We start from the raw sequence: 17,469 nt of genomic DNA on the forward strand, positions 1-17,469 counted from the left end.
TCTGGTCTCAGCCGCTCCGGAGGGGTTGATTCCGCGCCGTGTAATCGATTCCAATCCTCCGTGTAATCGATTCCACGAGGAGGTGGAGCGGCGATGGCGAGCATCAAGGATGTCTCCGCCGAGGCGGGTGTGTCCGTGGCCACGGTGTCCCGTGTGCTCAACGACCATCCGTCCGTGAGCGCCGACGCGCGCACCCGTGTGCTGGCCGCCGTCGAGGCCCTGGGCTACCGCCCGAACGCCGTCGCCCGGTCCCTGCGCACCGACCAGACCCGCACCCTCGGCCTGGTCATCAGCGATGTGCTGAACCCCTACTTCACCGAACTGGCCCGCTCCGTCGAGGAGGAGGCCCGCGCGCTCGGCTACAGCGTCATCATCGGCAACGCCGACGAGCGGCCCGACCTCCAGGACCACCACGTACGGACGCTGCTGGACCGCCGTATCGACGGACTGCTCGTCTCGCCCGCCGACGGCGGGTCGCCCGGCATCCTGGACGCCGCGCGCGCGGGGACGCCGATGGTCTTCGTGGACCGGTGGATCCCGGGCGTGGACGTGCCGGTCGTCCGGTCCGACGGCCGGGGGGCCGTGCGGGACCTCGTGGCGCATCTGCACGCCCTGGGGCACCGCCGGCTCGCCATCATCGCGGGCCCGGCGGCCACCACCACCGGCAGCGAGCGCGTCGAGGCGTTCCGGGAGGCGCTCGCCGAGTACGGGATACCCCTGCCGGACGTCTATATCGGGCAGGGCGACTTCCAGGCCGAGAGCGGACGCCGGGTCACCGAGGGCTTCCTCGACCTCCCGGAGCCGCCCGAGGTCGTCTTCGCGGCCGACAACCTGATGGCCCTGGGCGCGCTGGACGCCGTGCGCGCGCGGGGACTTCGGATTCCCGAGGACATCGCGCTGGCCGCGTTCGACGACATCCGCTGGTTCGTGCACACCGATCCGCCGATCACCGCGATCGCCCAGCCCACGGGCGAGTTGGGGCGGGCCGCCGTGCGCGCCCTGGTCGACCGGATCGAGGGGCGGCCCCCGCAGTCCGTCACCCTTCCCGCCCGGCTCGTGGTGCGCCGCTCCTGCGGCGAGCCGGACCCCGGGCCATCCCCTGTTCGAAGGAGCCATTCGTGAGCAACCAGGACGAGTTGCTGCGCATCGAGGGCATACGCAAGACCTTTCCCGGAGTGGTCGCGCTGGACGGCGTCGACTTCGATCTGCGCCGGGGCGAGGTCCATGTGCTGCTCGGTGAGAACGGCGCCGGCAAGAGCACCCTCATCAAGATGCTCTCCGGCGCCTACCGTCCCGACGGCGGGCGCATCCTGGTCGGGGGCGAGGAGGTGCGCATCCACGGTGCGCAGGACTCCGAGCGTCTCGGGATCGCCACCATCTACCAGGAGTTCAACCTCGTCCCCGACCTGACGGTCGCCGAGAACATCTTCCTGGGCCGCCAGCCGCGCCGCTACGGGATGATCGACCGCAAGCGGATGGAGGCGGACGCCGCCGTCCTCCTGCAGCGCGTCGGTGTGAACGTGGAGCCGCGCGCGCTCGTGCGTGAACTCGGCATCGCCCGGCTCCAGATGGTCGAGATCGCGAAGGCGCTCAGCCTGGACACCCGGGTCCTGATCATGGACGAGCCGACCGCCGTGCTCACCTCCGAGGAGGTCGAGAAGCTCTTCGCGATCGTGCGCACCCTGCGCGAGGACGGCGTCGGGATCGTCTTCATCACCCACCACCTGGACGAGATCGCCGCCCTGGGCGACCGGGTCACCGTCATCCGCGACGGCAGGAGCGTCGGCCAGGTGCCCGCCACCACGCCCGAGGACGAACTCGTACGGCTGATGGTGGGCCGTTCCATCGAGCAGCAGTACCCGCGTGAACGGGCCGACACCGGGGCCGCGTTGCTCACCGTCGAGGGGCTCACCCGGGACGGTGTCTTCCACGACGTGAGCTTCGAGGTGCGGGCCGGTGAGGTCGTCGGTGTCGCCGGGCTCGTCGGGGCCGGCCGGACGGAGGTCGCCCGCGCGGTCTTCGGGGCCGACCCCTACGACACGGGGGCCGTGCGGGTGGACGGCGCCGCGCTGCGCCGGCACGACGTCAACGCGGCCCTGGCGGCCGGGATCGGGCTGGTGCCCGAGGACCGCAAGGGCCAGGGGCTCGTACTCGACCAGTCGGTGGCGGAGAACCTCGGGCTGGTCACCCTGCGGGCCGCCACCAGAGGCGGCCTCGTCGACCGGAAGAAGCAGCTCGAGTCGGCGGCCCGGATCGCCGGGCAGCTGGGCGTGCGGATGGCCGGACTCGGCCAGCACGTACGGACGTTGTCCGGCGGCAACCAGCAGAAGGTCGTCATCGGCAAGTGGCTGCTCGCCGACACCAGGGTGCTGATCCTCGACGAGCCGACGCGCGGGATCGACGTCGGCGCCAAGGTCGAGATCTACCAGCTGATCAACGAGCTGACGGCAGCCGGCGCCGCCGTCCTGATGATCTCCAGCGATCTGCCGGAGGTCCTCGGCATGAGCGACCGGGTGCTGGTGATGGCCCAGGGCCGGATCGCGGGCGAACTCCGCGCCGGTGAGGCCACCCAGGACTCCGTGATGGCACTCGCCGTCAGCACACCAACGCACGCAACTACCGCTGTGGAGGGCCACCGTGGCCACTGACACGCTCAAGAGCACGCCGGGCGCGAGTGGCGCCTCGGGTATCCGCAGGCTGCTGCTGGACAACGGGGCGCTGACCGCGCTCATCGTCCTGGTCGTCGCCATGTCGGCGCTCTCCGGCGACTTCCTCACCACCGACAACCTGCTGAACGTCGGCGTCCAGGCCGCCGTGACCGCCATCCTCGCCTTCGGTGTCACCTTCGTGATCGTCTCGGCGGGCATCGACCTGTCGGTCGGTTCGGTGGCGGCCCTGTCGGCCACCGTCCTCGCCTGGACCGCCACCCAGCACGGCGTCCCGGTCGTCCTCGCGGTGATCCTCGCGATCGCCACCGGTATCGCGGCCGGCCTGGTCAACGGCTTCCTGATCGCCTACGGCAAACTGCCGCCGTTCATCGCCACGCTCGCCATGCTCTCGGTGGGCCGCGGTCTGGCCCTGGTGATCTCGCAGGGCTCCCCGATCGCCTTCCCCTCCTCCGTCTCGCACCTGGGCGACACCCTCGGCGGCTGGCTGCCGGTGCCGGTGCTCGTCATGATCGTGATGGGGCTGATCGCGGCCTTCGTGCTCGGCCGCACGTACATCGGCCGGTCCATGTACGCGATCGGCGGCAACGAGGAGGCCGCGCGGCTTTCGGGTCTGCGCGTGCGGAAGCAGAAGCTCGCCATCTACGCCCTGTCCGGGGTCTTCGCCGCCGCGGCGGGCATCGTGCTCGCCTCCCGGCTCTCCTCCGCGCAGCCGCAGGCCGCCGACGGCTACGAGCTGGACGCGATCGCCGCGGTCGTCATCGGCGGTGCCTCCCTGGCGGGCGGCACCGGCAAGGCTTCGGGGACGCTGATCGGCGCGCTGATACTGGCGGTGCTGCGCAACGGCCTCAACCTCCTCTCGGTGTCCGCCTTCTGGCAGCAGGTCGTCATCGGTGTCGTCATCGCGCTGGCGGTGCTCCTCGACACCGTGCGCCGCAAGGCCGGTGCCACGCCGGTGGCCGCCGGCGCGGGCGGTGGCGGCAAGGGCAGGCAGGCGACGACGTACGCGCTCGCGGCCGTCGTCACCGTGGCGATCGTGGGCGCGACCTCCTTCCTCCACAACGGGTCGTCGGCGAGCACGACGCCCAAGGTCGGGCTGTCGCTCTCCACCCTGAACAACCCGTTCTTCGTGCAGATCCGGTCGGGCGCGCAGGCCGAGGCGAAGCGGCTGGGCCTGGACCTGACGGTCACGGACGCCCAGAACGACGCCTCCCAGCAGGCCAACCAGCTTCAGAACTTCACCAGTTCGCAGTACGGCGCGATCATCGTCAACCCGGTGGACTCGGACGCGGCGAGCAACTCCGTGAAGGCCGCCGACAAGGCGAAGATCCCCGTGATCGCCGTGGACCGGGGCGTCAACAAGGCTGCCGTGGACGCGCTCGTCGCCTCCGACAACATCGCCGGCGGTGAGCTCGCCGCCAGGACCGTCGCCGAGAAGCTGGGCGGCCAGGGCCGGATCGTGATCCTCCAGGGCCAGGCGGGCACCTCGGCGGCGCGGGAGCGGGCGGAGGGCTTCGCGAAGGGGCTGAAGGCCTACCCCGGCATCAAGGTCCTCGCCCAGCAGCCGGCCGACTTCGACCGCACCAAGGGCCTCGACGTGATGTCGAACCTGCTCCAGGCGCACCCGGACGTCCAGGGCGTCATCGCCGCCAACGACGAGATGGCGCTCGGCGCGATCAAGGCGCTGGGCTCCAAGGCCGGCACGTCGGTCTCGGTGGTCGGCTTCGACGGCACCCCGGACGGTCTGACCGCGGTCAAGGCGGGCACCCTGTACGCCTCGGTCGCCCAGCAGCCGAGCCAGCTCGGCCGGATCGCCGTCGACAACGCGCTGCACGCCGCCCAGGGCAAGAAGGTGCAGCCGACGGTGAAGGTGCCGGTGAAGGTCGTCACCAAGCAGAATGTGGCCGGGTTCACCGGCTGAGCAGCCGGCCGCGCCACCGCCGTACCGCGCACCGCACCGCGCCAAGTCACCACTGTGGGGAGTCACTTCATGTACGACTACGACCTTCTGGTCGTGGGTTCGGCCAACGCCGACCTGGTGATCGCCGTCGAGCGGCGGCCGGCCGCCGGCGAGACGGTGCTCGGCTCCGACCTGGCCGTCCATCCGGGCGGCAAGGGAGCCAACCAGGCGGTCGCCGCCGCCCGGCTCGGAGCCCGTACGGCGCTGCTCGCCCGGGTCGGTGACGACGCGTACGGGCGGCTGCTGCTCGACTCGCAGCGGGCCGCCGGTGTCGACACGGTGGGCGTGCTGGCCGGCGGCGCGCCCACCGGGGTGGCGCTGATCACCGTGGACCCGTCCGGGGACAACAGCATCGTGGTCTCCCCGGGCGCCAACGGGAAGCTCACCCCCGGTGACGTCCGGGCCGCCACCAGCCTCTTCCAGGCGTCCCGGGTGGTCTCCACCCAGCTGGAGATCCCGTTGGAGACGGTCGTGGAGGTCGTACGGAACCTCGCGGACGGCAGCCGTCTCGTACTGAATCCGTCGCCGCCCCGGCCGCTGCCCGCCGAGGTGCTGGCGGCCTGCGACCCGCTGATCGTCAACGAGCACGAGGCGAAGGTGATCCTCGGGGACGCGTGCGTGGGCGAGCGGCCCGAGGACTGGGCGCGGATTTTGCTGGCGAAGGGGCCGCGTTCGGTGGTCGTCACGCTGGGCGCGCGGGGCGCGCTGGTGGCGTCGGCGGAGGGGGTGGCCTCGGTGGCGTCCGTGCGGGTGGAGGCCGTGGACACGACGGGCGCCGGGGACGCGTTCACCGCGGCGCTGGCCTGGCGGCTGGGCGCGGGCGCGTCGCTGGCGGAGGCGGCGGCCTACGCGGCGCGGGTCGGGGCCGCCGCGGTCACCAAGGAGGGTGCGCAGGTGTCGTTCCCGACAGCGGACGAGGTCGACGCGCTGTGAGGAAGGCAGGGATTCTGAACCGCCATCTCGCGGGCGCGCTGGCCGAGTTGGGCCACGGGGACGGGGTGCTGGTGTGCGACGCCGGGATGCCGATACCGGACGGGCCGCGCGTGGTGGACCTGGCGTTCCGGGCCGGGGTGCCGTCGTTCGCCGAGGTGCTGGACGGGCTGCTGGCCGAGCTGGTGGTGGAGGGCGCCACGGCGGCGCGGGAGGTGCGGGAGGCGAATCCGGCGGCGGCCACGCTGCTGGACGGGTGCTTCCCCGACCTGCTCCTCGTCTCCCACGAGCGGCTCAAGGAGCTGTCGGCGGGCGCCCGCCTGGTCGTACGGACCGGCGAGGCGCGGCCGTACGCGAACGTGCTGCTGCGGTGCGGGGTGTTCTTCTGAAAGCGTGACAGCCTGGGGAGATGTGTAACGGAAATTCGAGGGGGCCCGGTCCGTCGACCGGGCCCCCTCGGGTTTTCCCCTCCGCCATCAGGACTCCGTGATCCCCCCGGATCTCCCCCCAGAAGTCCCGACGCCCTGTACGACCCGCGTCGCGGGGGAAGGGTTGCACGGAATTCCAAGATTTCTCCGCGGGCCCGGAACGTGCCCGCCACCGGGGCTCAGCGGCTCAGCACGCGTGCTCCACGAACCGTGCCGCGGTCTCCGCGAGCACCTCGCGCCCGTCCCGCGCCCAGAGACCCTCGTTGAAGAGTTCGACCTCGATGGGGCCGGTGTACCCGGCCGCCTCCACGTACCCGCGCCACTCCCGCATGTCGATCGAGCCGTCCCCGATCTGCCCGCGCCCGTTGAGCACGCCCTCGGGCAACGGGGTGGTCCAGTCGGCGAGTTGGAAGGTGTGGATACGGCCGCCCGCGCCCGCCCTGGCGATCTGCGCCGGAGCCGTGTCGTCCCACCAGAGGTGGTACGTGTCGACCGTGACGCCCACCTGCTCCGCCGGGAAGCGTTCCGCCAGGTCGAGCGCCTGGGTGAGGGTGGAGACCACACAGCGGTCGGCGGCGTACATGGGGTGGAGGGGTTCGATCGCCAGGCGGACACCCCGCTCCTGGGCGTACGGCCCCAGCTCGGCCAGCGCGTCGGCGATCCGCTCGCGCGCCCCGCGCAGGTCCTTCGAGCCGGCGGGCAGCCCGCCGGAGACGAGGACCAGCGTGCGGGTGCCGAGCGTGGCCGCCTCGTCGACGGCCCGGCGGTTGTCGTCCAGGGCGCGGGCGCGCTCCTCGGGATCGATCGCGGTGAGGAAGCCGCCCCGGCACAGGGTGGTGACGGCGAGCCCGGCGTCCCGCACCAGTCTCGCGGCCGGCCCGACGCCGTAGGACCGCACCGGCTCGCGCCAGAGGCCGACGCCCGCGATGCCCAACTCCACGCATGCGGCGACCAGTTCGGGAATGCCGAGTTGCTTGACCGTCATCTGGTTGATCGAGAAGCGCGCCGGCGCCGGTTCGCTCACTGGTTCACTCCGTACAGGGAGAGCAGGTTCCTCATCCGGTCCTCGGCGAGCTCCGGGTCGGGGAACAGGCCGAGGCCGTCGGCGAGTTCGTAGGCACGGGCGAGGTGCGGGAGGGAGCGGGCCGACTGGAGGCCTCCGACCATGGTGAAGTGGGTCTGGTGTCCGGCGAGCCAGGCCAGGAAGACCACGCCCGTCTTGTAGAACCGGGTCGGCGCCTGGAACAGGTGCCGGGACAACTCGACGGTGGGGTCGAGGAGTTCGCGGAACCTCTCGACGTCACCGGTGTCGAGGACCCGGACCGCCCCCGCGGCCAGCGGGCCGAGCGGGTCGAAGACGCCGAGCAGCGCGTGGCTGAATCCGCGCTCGTCGCCCGCGATCAGCTCGGGGTAGTGGAAGTCGTCGCCCGTGTAGCAGCGGACGCCCCGCGGCAGCCGGCGGCGGATGTCGATCTCCCGCCCGGCCTCCAGCAGCGACACCTTGACGCCGTCGACCTTCTCCGGATGCGCGGCGACGACCTCCAGGAAGGTGCCGGTGGCCGTGGAGAGGTCGGCCGACCCCCAGTAACCGGCGAGCGCCGGGTCGAACATCGGGCCCAGCCAGTGCAGGATCACCGGCCGGGCGGCCTGGCGCAGCAGGTGGCCGTAGACCTCCAGGTACTCCTCGGGGCCCTTCGCGACGGCCGCGAGCGCCCGTGAGGCCATCAGGACGGCCTGTGCGCCCGACTCCTCGACGAGGGCCAACTGCTCCTCGTACGCGGCCCGTACGTCGGCCAGGGAGCCGCCGGTGAGCTGGTCGGTACCCACCCCGCAGACGATCTCGCCGCCGACGGCGGCGGCCTCGGCGGCGGAGCGGCGGATCAGCTCGGCCGCCCCGGGCCAGTCCAGGCCCATCCCGCGCTGGGCGGTGTCCATCGCCTCGGCGACCCCGAGCCCGTGGGACCAGAGGTGGCGGCGGAAGGCGAGCGTGGCGTCCCAGTCGACGGCGGGGGCCGAGTCGGGCGACACATCGGCGAACGGGTCGGCGACGACATGCGCCGCCGAGAACACCGTACGAGAGGTGAACGGGGTGCCGGGGGTGACGGCGAGGGGTTCGGACCGGGGCTCGTACACCCGCAACCCGCCCCGAGCGTCCGGGAGTCGGAGGGTCACAGCGCGATCTCCGGGACGTCGAGACGGCGGCCCTCGGCGGACGACCTCAGCCCCAGTTCGGCGAGTTGGACGCCTCGGGCGCCGGCCAGCAGGTCCCAGTGGTAAGGGGCGTCGGCGTAGACGTGCCGCAGGAACAGCTCCCACTGGGCCTTGAAGCCGTTGTCGAACTCGGCGTTGTCGGGCACCTCCTGCCACTGGTCGCGGAAGGACTCGGTGGCCGGGAGGTCCGGGTTCCAGACCGGCTTGGGGGTGGAACTGCGGTGCTGCACCCGGCAGTTGCGCAGGCCGGCGACGGCGGAGCCCTCGGTGCCGTCGACCTGGAACTCGACCAGTTCGTCACGGTTGACGCGCACGGCCCAGGAGGAGTTGATCTGGGCGATCGCGCCGCCGTCGAGTTCGAAGATGCCGTAGGCGGCGTCGTCGGCGGTCGCGCCGTAGGGCTTGCCGTTCTCGTCCCAGCGCTGCGGGATGTGGGTGGTGGCGATGGCCTGCACGGATCTCACCCGGCCGAACAGCTCGTGCAGGACGTACTCCCAGTGCGGGAACATGTCGACAACGATGCCACCGCCGTCCTCGGCACGGTAGTTCCAGGAGGGGCGCTGGGCGGACTGCCAGTCGCCTTCGAAGACCCAGTAGCCGAACTCGCCCCGGACGGACAGGATCCGGCCGAAGAAGCCGCCGTCGATGAGCCGCTTGAGCTTGAGCAGGCCCGGCAGGAAGAGCTTGTCCTGGACGACGCCGTGCTTGATGCCCGCCGCGTCGGCGAGCCGGGCCAGTTCCAGGGCGCCCGCGAGGCCTGTCGCCGTCGGCTTCTCGGTGTAGACGTGCTTCCCGGCGGCGACGGCCTTGCCGATCGCCTCCTCGCGGGCCGAGGTGACCTGGGCGTCGAAGTAGATGTCCACGCTCTCGTCGGCGAGCACCGCGTCCACGTCCGTGGTCCAGTGGTCGAGCCCGTGCCGCTCGGCGATCGCCCGCAGCGCGTGCTCACGGCGGCCGACCAGGACGGGTTCCGGCCAGAGCACCGTCCCGTCGCCGAGGGCGAGTCCGCCCTGCTCGCGCAGGGCGAGGATGGAGCGGACGAGGTGCTGGCGGTACCCCATGCGCCCGGTCACGCCGTTCATGGCGATCCGCACCGTCTTGCGTGTCACGTCATTCCCTCCATAGGTGGTGTACGCGGTAGTGCGCGCCGCGTACGCCCCTCACATCACTGTTGAGCCACCCAGCAAGCGCTTTCTATCCAAGGAGAAGCTAGCCTCTGACCAGTGGTCTGTACAAGAGCATGACGGTGGGCGAGTTGTTCGAGGGGGCGAACGGCACCGGGGCGCGGGCCATATGGTCTGCTACGGCAGTGGACAGGGCCCGCGGCGGCCGTCGGGGAGGTCCGCCACGGCCGTCGGCGACGTCCGCGACACCGCACCATCCGCACCACCCGCACCATCCGCGACGAGCACCGCCATGGTCCGCCCGGGCCCGCGGCGGCCCGGCGCGGCCCAGCACGAGGCGTGCCGACCCACGCGGCCCGGCACGCCTGGTTCGAGCACGACAGCACGACAGGTCCCGGCCCGACAAGTGCCGGCCCGACGACGACGTAGACGACGACGTACGACGACGTACAACGAGGTACGAAGAGATGCGCGACCGGAGGACGACGAGATGACGGTGACCCTGGCGGACGTGGCGGCCCGCGCACAGGTCTCGCCCGCGACGGTGTCGCGCGTGCTGAACGGGAACTACCCGGTGGCGGCCACCACCCGCGAGCGGGTGCTGCGGGCCGTGGACGAGCTGGACTACGTACTGAACGGCCCGGCGAGCGCCCTCGCGGCCGCCACCTCCGACCTCGTGGGCATCCTCGTCAACGACATCGCCGACCCCTTCTTCGGGATCATGGCCGGTGCCATCCAGTCCGAGATCGGGGGGCCGGGCGGCCGGGCGGGCGGGGAGCGGCTCGCGGTGGTGTGCAACACGGGCGGGTCCCCGGAGCGCGAACTGACCTACCTCACCCTGCTCCAGCGGCAGCGGGCGGCGGCCGTGGTGCTGACCGGCGGGGCCATGGAGAACGCGCCGCACGCGGCGGCGGTCGCGGCGAAGCTGCGCAAGCTGGGCGAGGCGGGGACCCGGGTGGTGCTGTGCGGCCGGCCGCCGGCCCCGGACACGGGGGCGTTCGCGCTGACCTTCGACAACCGTGGGGGCGGACGGGAGCTGACCGAGCATCTGATCGGGCTCGGGCACCGGCGGCTCGGCTACATCGCGGGGCCGGAGGAGCGGACGACGACCCGGCACCGGCTGGAGGGGCACCGCGAGGCGCTGGCCGCGCACGGGATCACCGAGGACCCGCGGTGGACCGTGCACGGGCGCTACGACCGGCGGTCCGGCTACGAGGCGACGCTGGAACTGCTGCGGCGCGACCCGTCCCTGACGGCCGTCGTCGCCGCGAACGACTCCGTCGCGGTGGGGGCGTGTGCCGCGCTGCGGGAGTCGGGGCTGCGGATTCCGGACGACGTGTCCGTCGCCGGGTTCGACGATCTTCCGTTCAGTGTGGACGCGGTGCCCTCGCTGACGACGGTGCGGTTGCCGTTGTCCGAGGCGGGGGCGCGGGCGGGACGGATCGCGATGGGCCGGGAGGAACCGCCGCCGGGCGGAATCGCCACGGTGCGGGGGGAGTTGATGGTCCGGGGGTCTTCGGGGGCGCCGCGGAGGTAGCGGCGCTGTGACGGTCGCCGCCGTCCGGGACCGTCTGGGCCGTGACGGGGGAAGCGTAGGAAGTCCGCTGAGCGGGAACCCTGCCGTGGATCAGCGAAGAGGAGATCGTCATGCGTGTCGTGGTCAGCGAGTTCATTAGTCTGGACGGGGTCGTACAGGCGCCCGGGGGGCCCGAGGAGGACACCGAGGGCGGGTTCGCGCACGGCGGCTGGACGGAGCCGTACTTCGACGCCGAGGTGGTCGGCGGGGCGTTCGCGGAGTCACTGGCGGAGGCCGGCGCGCTGCTGTTCGGGCGGCGTACCTGGCTGACGATGGCCGCCGCGTGGCCCGAGCGGGCCGGTGACCCCTTCGCCGATTTGATGAACTCCCTGAAGAAGTACGTCGTTTCGGGGTCCCTGGAGGACGCGGAGCTGCTCGCCTGGAACAACTCCGAGCGCATCCCCGCGGACCGGGCCGTCGCCCGCGTCCGTGAGCTGCGGGCGGACGAGGGCGAGGAGACCGGCCGGGACCTGGTCGTGATGGGGAGCCCCAGTCTCGTCCGGGCCCTGCTGAGCGCCGGGCTCGTCGACCGGCTTCAGCTCATCGTGATGCCGGTGGTCCTGGGCGGCGGCAAGACGATCTTCCCCGCGGACGGCACCGCGCACCCCTTCCAGATGGTCTCCACCATCACCGCCAAGACCGGGGCCCAGGTCTCCGTCTACGAGCCGATCCGGCGGCCGGCCGACGAGGCGTGACGCCGTGCGGCGGCGGTCTCACCACACTCCGGGGGTGCGCACGGACGGCGGCGGCGCACGGAATGCCGAGCGGGCGCACCGCCCGTTCGGCCGGGATCCCACCGTCCAGGACTGGCGTCCGGACCTGCGGGGTAAGCGCGGGTGACGAACGGATCTCCCGAGCGACGAGTAGGGTCCTGCACATGAAACTGGCGTTCTCCACCCTCGGTGTCCCCGGCCTCCCCGTGGCGGACGTGGTGCGCCTCGCCGCCGCGCACGGCTACCACGGCGTGGAGTTGCGCGCCCATCCCGAGGAGCCCGTCCACGCCGGCCTGGACTCCGCCCGACGGGCCGACGTGGTCGCCGAGTTCAAGGCGGCCGGGGTGGAGATCCTCGGCCTCGCCGGGTATGTCCGGGTGGCCGCGCCGGGTGACGACGACGCCGTGCTCGGGGAGCTCCGCGAGCTGCTCGGACTCGCCCGGGACCTGGGCGCGCCCTTCGTCCGGGTCTTCCCCGGCGGCGGCCCCGGGCAGGAGTCCGAGACACCCGAGACACCCGAGACACCCGAGAACGCCACGAACGCCGAGAACGCCGCGAAGTTCGGGGACTCCGACAGCTCCGGGGCGTCCGAGGGCTCCGACGCCCTCGCCGCCCGGCGGCTGGGCCGCGCCGCCGAGTGGGCCGCCGACCTCGGCGTCCGCATCCTCCTGGAGACGCACGACTCGCACCCCACCGCCGCCGACGCGCTCCGGGTCGTCGGTCCGGTCGGCCACCGGAACGTGGGCGTCCTGTGGGACGTCCTGCACACCTGGCGCGGCGGCGAGCAGCCGTCCGAGACGTTCGCCTCGCTCGGCCCCTACCTCGGCTACGTCCAGGTCAAGGATGTCGCCTCGGCGCAGGACAGCACCCCGGTGGCGCTGGGCGCGGGAGTGCTGCCGCTCGGCGAGTGCGTGGAGGTCCTCTCCCGCGGCGGCTGGGACGGGTGGGTGTGCTGGGAGTACGAGAAGCGCTGGTACGAGTCGGCCGCGCCGCTGCCCGGCCTGCTGACGGCCGGGCGGGACCACCTCGCCCGCCTCCTCAACGACTCGGCGTAGCCCGCTAATTCGTTGGCCCGGTAGCGGGGCGGCCGGGTAGCGTCCCCCGGTGATCCCTCTCGCGCGGCGCCCCGCGGCCCTCTCATGAGCCTCGCCCGTACGCTGATCGACGTCCGGCCGCTGCGCGCGTCCCCGGTCTTCCGGCGGCTGCTGATCGGGCGGACGGTCTCCGTCCTCGGCGGGTTCATGACCATGGTGACGGTGATGTACCAGGTCTGGTCCATGACCGGCAGCACCTACTGGACCGGTGCCGTGGGCCTGGCCAACGCGCTGCCGACGGTGGCGGTCGGGCTCTTCGCCGGCGCCTGGGTGGACCGAGGTGACCGGCGGCGCATCTACCTCTTCAACACCGTTGCCCAGGCGGTCTGTTCGCTCCTCCTCGCGGTCCAGGGCCGCACCGGGCACGTGCCCGTGCTGGGCGTCCTCGCGCTGGTCGCCGCGCAGTCCTCCTTCGGGGCGGTGGGCGGCCCGGCGGCCGGTGTCTTCGTGCCACGGCTGCTGCCCAGGGAGCTGGTCCCGGCGGGCCTCGCCCTCAACCACGCCTCCTTCCAGACGATGATGCTCGTCGGCCCGGCGCTCGGCGGAGTACTGATCGGCTGGTCGGGCGTCGGCGTCTGCTACCTGGCGGACGCCCTCAGCTTCGGCTTCGCCTTCTACGGCGCCTTCGGGCTGCCCGCGCTGCCGCCGGAGGGCGAGCCGTCACGCGCCGGACTCCACGGCGTCCTGGACGGGCTCCGATTCCTCGCCGGGCACCGGGTGGTGCGCGGCGCGCTGATCACCGACCTCTCGGCGACCCTGCTGGCGATGCCGGTCAGCCTCTTCCCGCTGATCAACTCCGAGCGTTTCGGGGGCGATCCGCGCACCCTGGGCCTGTTCCTGTCGGCGATCTCGATCGGTGGCATCGGCGCGTCCGTGTTCTCCGGCACGGTCACCCGGCTGGGCCGCCCCGGCCTGGTGATGCTGTGCGGCGCGACGACCTGGGGCGCGTCCCTGGCCGCCTTCGGCATGACGGACGATCCCTGGACGGGGCTCGGGCTGCTGGTGCTGGCCGGTGCCGCCGACACCGCGGCGGTCGTCTCCCGCAGCACGCTCGTGCAGACCAACACCCCGGACGCGCTGCTGGGCCGGGTCACCGCGGCCGAGCAGATCGTCGGGCAGGCCGGCCCCAACCTCGGCAATCTGCGCGGGGGGCTGGTCGCCGGCTGGACCTCGGGCGCGACGGCTCTGATCACGGGCGGACTGCTGTGCGTGCTCGCGGTGACGGGGGTGGCCGCGACCACACCGGAACTGCGCGCGGAACTCACACCGGAAACGCCGTAGGGCCGCCCCGTCCGTCCCGCCGCGTCGGCCAACTCCGTCTCACAGAAACCTAGTTGGGCTCAGAAGGGTGCAGGGAAGCCGCCGTGCTCGGTGATCCGGCGGAAGCCGGTGCGCACTCGGATTCCGGTGATCGGCGGAATCCGGTGCGCACCGGATTCCGGTGATCCGGCGTAGGCCGGGGAACCCAGGTCGTGGCCCGCGCGTCCAACCCGCACGCTGCCGGACGAGTCTCCGCGGTACGGCGTCGGCCTCGCCGCCGGCTGCGAACGCCGACCCACCTCTCCTCCGTACCGCGGCCGGCGGCGAGCCGTCATCGGCGCGCCCCCTTCACAGCGCCGGTGACGGCCCCCGCGCCGGATACTGTGCACTCCCTTGACTGGCGGAAACTTCCCGGATAGTGGTGACAGTTCGGAAGTTTCCTTCAGCGGATCATCTCCGGAAGGAGCGCACGTGCCCTCCAGACGTACCGTCCTCGCCGCCACCGCGGGCGTCACCGCGGCCCTGGCCACCGGCACCCCCGCACACGCCGGCACCCCCGACGAGGCGGGTCTCCGCGCGCTCGTCTCCCGCATGACCCTGGAGGAGAAGGCCGGCCAGCTCTTCGTGATGCGGGTCTACGGCCACTCCGCCACCGCCCCCGACCAGGCCGACATCGACACCAACCTGAGCGAGATCGGCGTACGGACGGCCGCCGAGCTGATCGCCAAGTACCACGTCGGCGGGATCATCTACTTCACCTGGGCGCACAACACCCGCGACCCGTACCAGATCGCCGCCCTGTCCAACGGCATCCAGCGGGCGTCCCTGGACCGCCCGCGCGGGCTGCCCGTACTCATCGCCACCGACCAGGAGCACGGCATCGTCTGCCGGGTCGGGAAACCGGCGACCCTCCTGCCGGGCGCGATGGCGGTCGGCGCCGGCGGCTCGGCCACCGACGCCCGCACGCTCGGCCGGATCTCGGGCACCGAGCTGCGCGCGATGGGCATCAACCAGGACTACTCCCCCGACGCCGACGTGAACGTCAACCCCGCCAACCCGATCATCGGCGTACGGTCCTTCGGCGCCGACCCCGAGGCGGTGGCCGCCCTGGTGGCCGCAGAGGTCAAGGGGTACCGGGCCGCCGGGGTGGCGGCCACCGCCAAGCACTTCCCCGGGCACGGCGACACGGCCGTGGACAGCCACACCGGCATCCCCGTCATCACGCACAGCCGAGCGCTGTGGGAGAAGCTGGACGCCGTACCGTTCCGGGCGGCGATCAGGGCCGGCATCGACGCGATCATGACGGCGCACCTGATGGTCCCGGCCCTCGACGGCTCCGGCGACCCGGCCACCCTCTCGCACCCGATCCTCACCGGCATCCTGCGGGGGGAACTCGGCTACGACGGAGTGGTGGTCACCGACTCGCTGGGCATGCAGGGCGTGCGGACCAAGTACGGCGACGACCGGGTACCGGTGCTGGCCCTGAAGGCGGGCGTGGACCAACTCCTCAACCCGCCCTCGCTGGACGTCGCCTGGAACGCCGTCCTCAAGGCCGTCCACGACGGTGAACTGACCGAGGCGCGGCTCGACGAGTCGGTGCTGAGGGTGCTGCGGCTGAAGGCCCGGCTGGGGCTGTTCGACGCTCCCTACGTCAGCCGGGCCGGTGTCGCCCGTACCGTCGGCACGGCCGCGCATCTGGCCGCCGCCGACCGGATCGCCGAGCGGACGACCACCCTGGTGGTCAACGAGGGAGGGCTCCTGCCGCTCTCCCGCCGCACCCACGGCAGGGTCCTGGTGGTCGGCGCGGACCCGGCCTCCCCCTCCGGTACGACGGGCCCGCCCACCGGTGTGCTCGCGGCGGCCCTGACCGGACTGGGCTTCGGCGCCACCGCGTTCTCCACCGGTACGGCACCGTCGGCGGCCGTGATCGCCTCGGCCGTCACGAAGGCGGGGGCCGCGGACGCGGTGGTGGTCGCCACCTACGACGTCACGGCGGCCGATCCCCAACGGACGCTGGTGGAACGGCTGGTGGCCACCGGGAAGCCGGTCGTCGCGGTCGCCGTCCGCAACCCGTACGACATCGCCCAACTCCCCACCGTCTCCGCCTTCCTGGCCGCCTACTCGTGGACCGACGTCGAACTGCGCGCCGCGGCACGGGTGATCGCGGGCCAGGTCGCGCCGCGCGGGAAGCTGCCGGTGGCGGTGGAGCGGGCGGGCCGTCCGGGGCAGGTGCTGTATCCCGTCGGGTACGGGCTGACGTACTAGGAGGTACGCCGCGCTCTCGGCGGAGCCGCGACGACCGGCCCGAAGCACCCCGTAGGGCTGGCGGGCCGGGGCCGCGGCGGGCCACGCTGGAAGGCGGGGCAGGTCGGGGGGATCGATGCGCGGCAGACGGCCGGCGGGGACGGTGGGCGTGACAGGCGTGACGGCGGGGCTCCTCGCCGTCCTGCTGACGGGATGCGGGGCGGCGGGCGGCGACGGGCGGCCCGCTCCCCGCACGACGACCTCATCGGGGTCGTCGGCGTCCCCGGGGACCCCGGGGACCCCGGCCCAACACCCCGGCTACGGCGCGGAGTTCCTCGGGATCGGCGAGTGCGGCTCCTTCGGCACGACGAGCTTCACCGAGGTGCCGTGCGTCAGCGAGCGCGCGGCGGCCCGGGTCGTGGCGCGCCACGACGGGCGGGCCGGCGCCGGTCCCGCCTGCCCGCCGACCACGGACTTCGTGCTGCGCGTCAGCGCCCAGCGGTCCGCCGCGAACCCGGACGGCGGCGGGGCCGTCCGGCAGGGGTACGCCTGCATGCGGAACCTGGAGCCGCCGCACCCCGGCGACCCGGGCGGCGGGGGCGGCCCTCGCACGATCGTCGGGGACTGTGTCCACCGCTCGGGCGGCGGCCGGGTCCGGGAGACGGCGTGCGACGGCTCGGCCCGGCCGGAGCCGCGGTACAGGGTGGTACGAGCGGTCGCCCGGCGCTCCGACTGCCCGGCCGCCACCGCGCTCTACGTCCAGCTCGGCGGCGGGCGGCCGGTGGGCTGCGCCCAGCCGGTGAAGCCGGTGCCGCGGGTGCGGCCGGTGCCGCGTCAGGACGTCAGCACTGGATCCAGCCGGAGGTGACCGACCCGCTCGCCACCGAGCCCTTGATCCACACCCGGCGGTTCCCGGCGTGCACGGTGACCGGCCCGGCCAGGCGGCCGTAGCGGCCCTTGTCGACGACCGCGCGGTTGCCGCGCGCCTGGACGCTGACCGACATCGCGCGCTTGGCACCGGGGTGTTTGGCGAGGGTGTAGGCGCAGACATAGCCGTCGCGCCGGTAGACGTGCACCGTGCCGGTGGCGAAGGAGAGCGTCCTGACCTGGCGCCCCGGACAGTACGACGCAGCCTGGGCGCTGCCCGGTGCCGCGAGCGCGAGGCCCCCCGCCGCGGTCAGCACGGCCAGACCGAGTGCCACCCGTCGCCGTACCGTCCGTACCGCGCCCATGCCCACCGTCGCCCCTTCCGTTCCCGCACCG

General features: G+C 73.0%; 15 protein-coding genes. 11 read left to right on the forward strand and 4 right to left on the reverse strand.

All coding sequences use genetic code 11. The annotated features are described in order from the left end of the window. Positions 1–93 precede the first annotated feature (93 nt). From ABZT12_RS06030 to rbsD, 5 genes are all read left to right on the forward strand, one after another. On the forward strand, positions 94–1,122 hold the full coding sequence (locus ABZT12_RS06030) for a LacI family DNA-binding transcriptional regulator (protein ID WP_356377942.1): 1,029 nt from the start codon (positions 94–96) through the stop codon (positions 1,120–1,122). After that, positions 1,119–2,648: a sugar ABC transporter ATP-binding protein gene (locus ABZT12_RS06035; RefSeq protein ID WP_356377945.1), complete on the forward strand. Its 1,530-nt coding sequence runs from the start codon at positions 1,119–1,121 to the stop codon at positions 2,646–2,648. Before ABZT12_RS06030 ends, ABZT12_RS06035 begins: the two co-directional genes overlap by 4 nt. Continuing rightward, positions 2,638–4,587, forward strand: a complete 1,950-nt coding sequence (locus tag ABZT12_RS06040; RefSeq protein ID WP_356377948.1) for a substrate-binding domain-containing protein — start codon at positions 2,638–2,640, stop codon at positions 4,585–4,587. Before ABZT12_RS06035 ends, ABZT12_RS06040 begins: the two co-directional genes overlap by 11 nt. Positions 4,588–4,656: 69 nt before the next feature. Then, a complete protein-coding gene (locus ABZT12_RS06045) occupies positions 4,657–5,559 on the forward strand; it encodes a ribokinase (protein ID WP_356377950.1) in 903 nt (300 codons plus the stop codon). After that, positions 5,556–5,945, forward strand: coding sequence for a D-ribose pyranase (rbsD, locus tag ABZT12_RS06050; RefSeq protein ID WP_356377952.1), 390 nt, complete (start codon positions 5,556–5,558; stop codon positions 5,943–5,945). The genes ABZT12_RS06045 and rbsD overlap by 4 nt, the downstream gene beginning before the upstream one ends. A gap of 226 nt (positions 5,946–6,171) precedes the next feature. On the opposite strand, the gene ABZT12_RS06055 is transcribed toward rbsD, so the two are convergent. The 3 genes from ABZT12_RS06055 to ABZT12_RS06065 are packed head-to-tail and all read right to left on the reverse strand — an operon-like array spanning position 6,172 to position 9,304. Continuing rightward, on the reverse strand, positions 6,172–6,969 hold the full coding sequence (locus ABZT12_RS06055) for a sugar phosphate isomerase/epimerase family protein (protein WP_356378123.1): 798 nt from the start codon (positions 6,967–6,969) through the stop codon (positions 6,172–6,174). A 35-nt stretch (positions 6,970–7,004) separates the two neighbouring features. Further along, positions 7,005–8,156: a dihydrodipicolinate synthase family protein gene (locus ABZT12_RS06060; RefSeq protein WP_356377954.1), complete on the reverse strand. Its 1,152-nt coding sequence runs from the start codon at positions 8,154–8,156 to the stop codon at positions 7,005–7,007. Continuing rightward, positions 8,153–9,304 (reverse strand): Gfo/Idh/MocA family oxidoreductase, encoded by a 1,152-nt coding sequence (locus ABZT12_RS06065; RefSeq protein WP_356377956.1) that lies wholly within the window; start codon positions 9,302–9,304, stop codon positions 8,153–8,155. Before ABZT12_RS06065 ends, ABZT12_RS06060 begins: the two co-directional genes overlap by 4 nt. Before the next feature lie 505 nt (positions 9,305–9,809). Here ABZT12_RS06065 and ABZT12_RS06070 point away from each other — a divergent pair. The 6 genes from ABZT12_RS06070 (at position 9,810) to ABZT12_RS06095 (ending at position 17,074) form a co-directional block, all read left to right on the forward strand. Beyond that, positions 9,810–10,856, forward strand: a complete 1,047-nt coding sequence (locus ABZT12_RS06070) for a LacI family DNA-binding transcriptional regulator (protein ID WP_356377959.1) — start codon at positions 9,810–9,812, stop codon at positions 10,854–10,856. A gap of 110 nt (positions 10,857–10,966) precedes the next feature. Then, on the forward strand, positions 10,967–11,590 hold the full coding sequence (locus tag ABZT12_RS06075; RefSeq protein ID WP_356377962.1) for a dihydrofolate reductase family protein: 624 nt from the start codon (positions 10,967–10,969) through the stop codon (positions 11,588–11,590). A gap of 182 nt (positions 11,591–11,772) precedes the next feature. Beyond that, positions 11,773–12,663, forward strand: a complete 891-nt coding sequence (locus ABZT12_RS06080) for a sugar phosphate isomerase/epimerase family protein (RefSeq protein ID WP_356377965.1) — start codon at positions 11,773–11,775, stop codon at positions 12,661–12,663. An 84-nt stretch (positions 12,664–12,747) separates the two neighbouring features. Continuing rightward, positions 12,748–13,983 (forward strand): MFS transporter, encoded by a 1,236-nt coding sequence (locus tag ABZT12_RS06085; protein WP_356377968.1) that lies wholly within the window; start codon positions 12,748–12,750, stop codon positions 13,981–13,983. A gap of 450 nt (positions 13,984–14,433) precedes the next feature. Further along, a complete protein-coding gene (locus tag ABZT12_RS06090) occupies positions 14,434–16,227 on the forward strand; it encodes a glycoside hydrolase family 3 protein (RefSeq protein ID WP_356377971.1) in 1,794 nt (597 codons plus the stop codon). 148 nt (positions 16,228–16,375) lie between these two features. Beyond that, positions 16,376–17,074, forward strand: coding sequence for a hypothetical protein (locus tag ABZT12_RS06095; protein ID WP_356377974.1), 699 nt, complete (start codon positions 16,376–16,378; stop codon positions 17,072–17,074). Here ABZT12_RS06095 and ABZT12_RS06100 read toward each other — a convergent pair. Further along, complete coding sequence (locus ABZT12_RS06100) at positions 17,049–17,438, reverse strand: hypothetical protein (RefSeq protein ID WP_356377977.1); 390 nt, start codon at positions 17,436–17,438, stop codon at positions 17,049–17,051. The genes ABZT12_RS06095 and ABZT12_RS06100 overlap by 26 nt on opposite strands. Positions 17,439–17,469: the final 31 nt, after the last annotated feature.

This window comes from Streptomyces sp. NPDC005423, assembly GCF_040606415.1.
GTDB lineage: Bacteria > Actinomycetota > Actinomycetes > Streptomycetales > Streptomycetaceae > Streptomyces.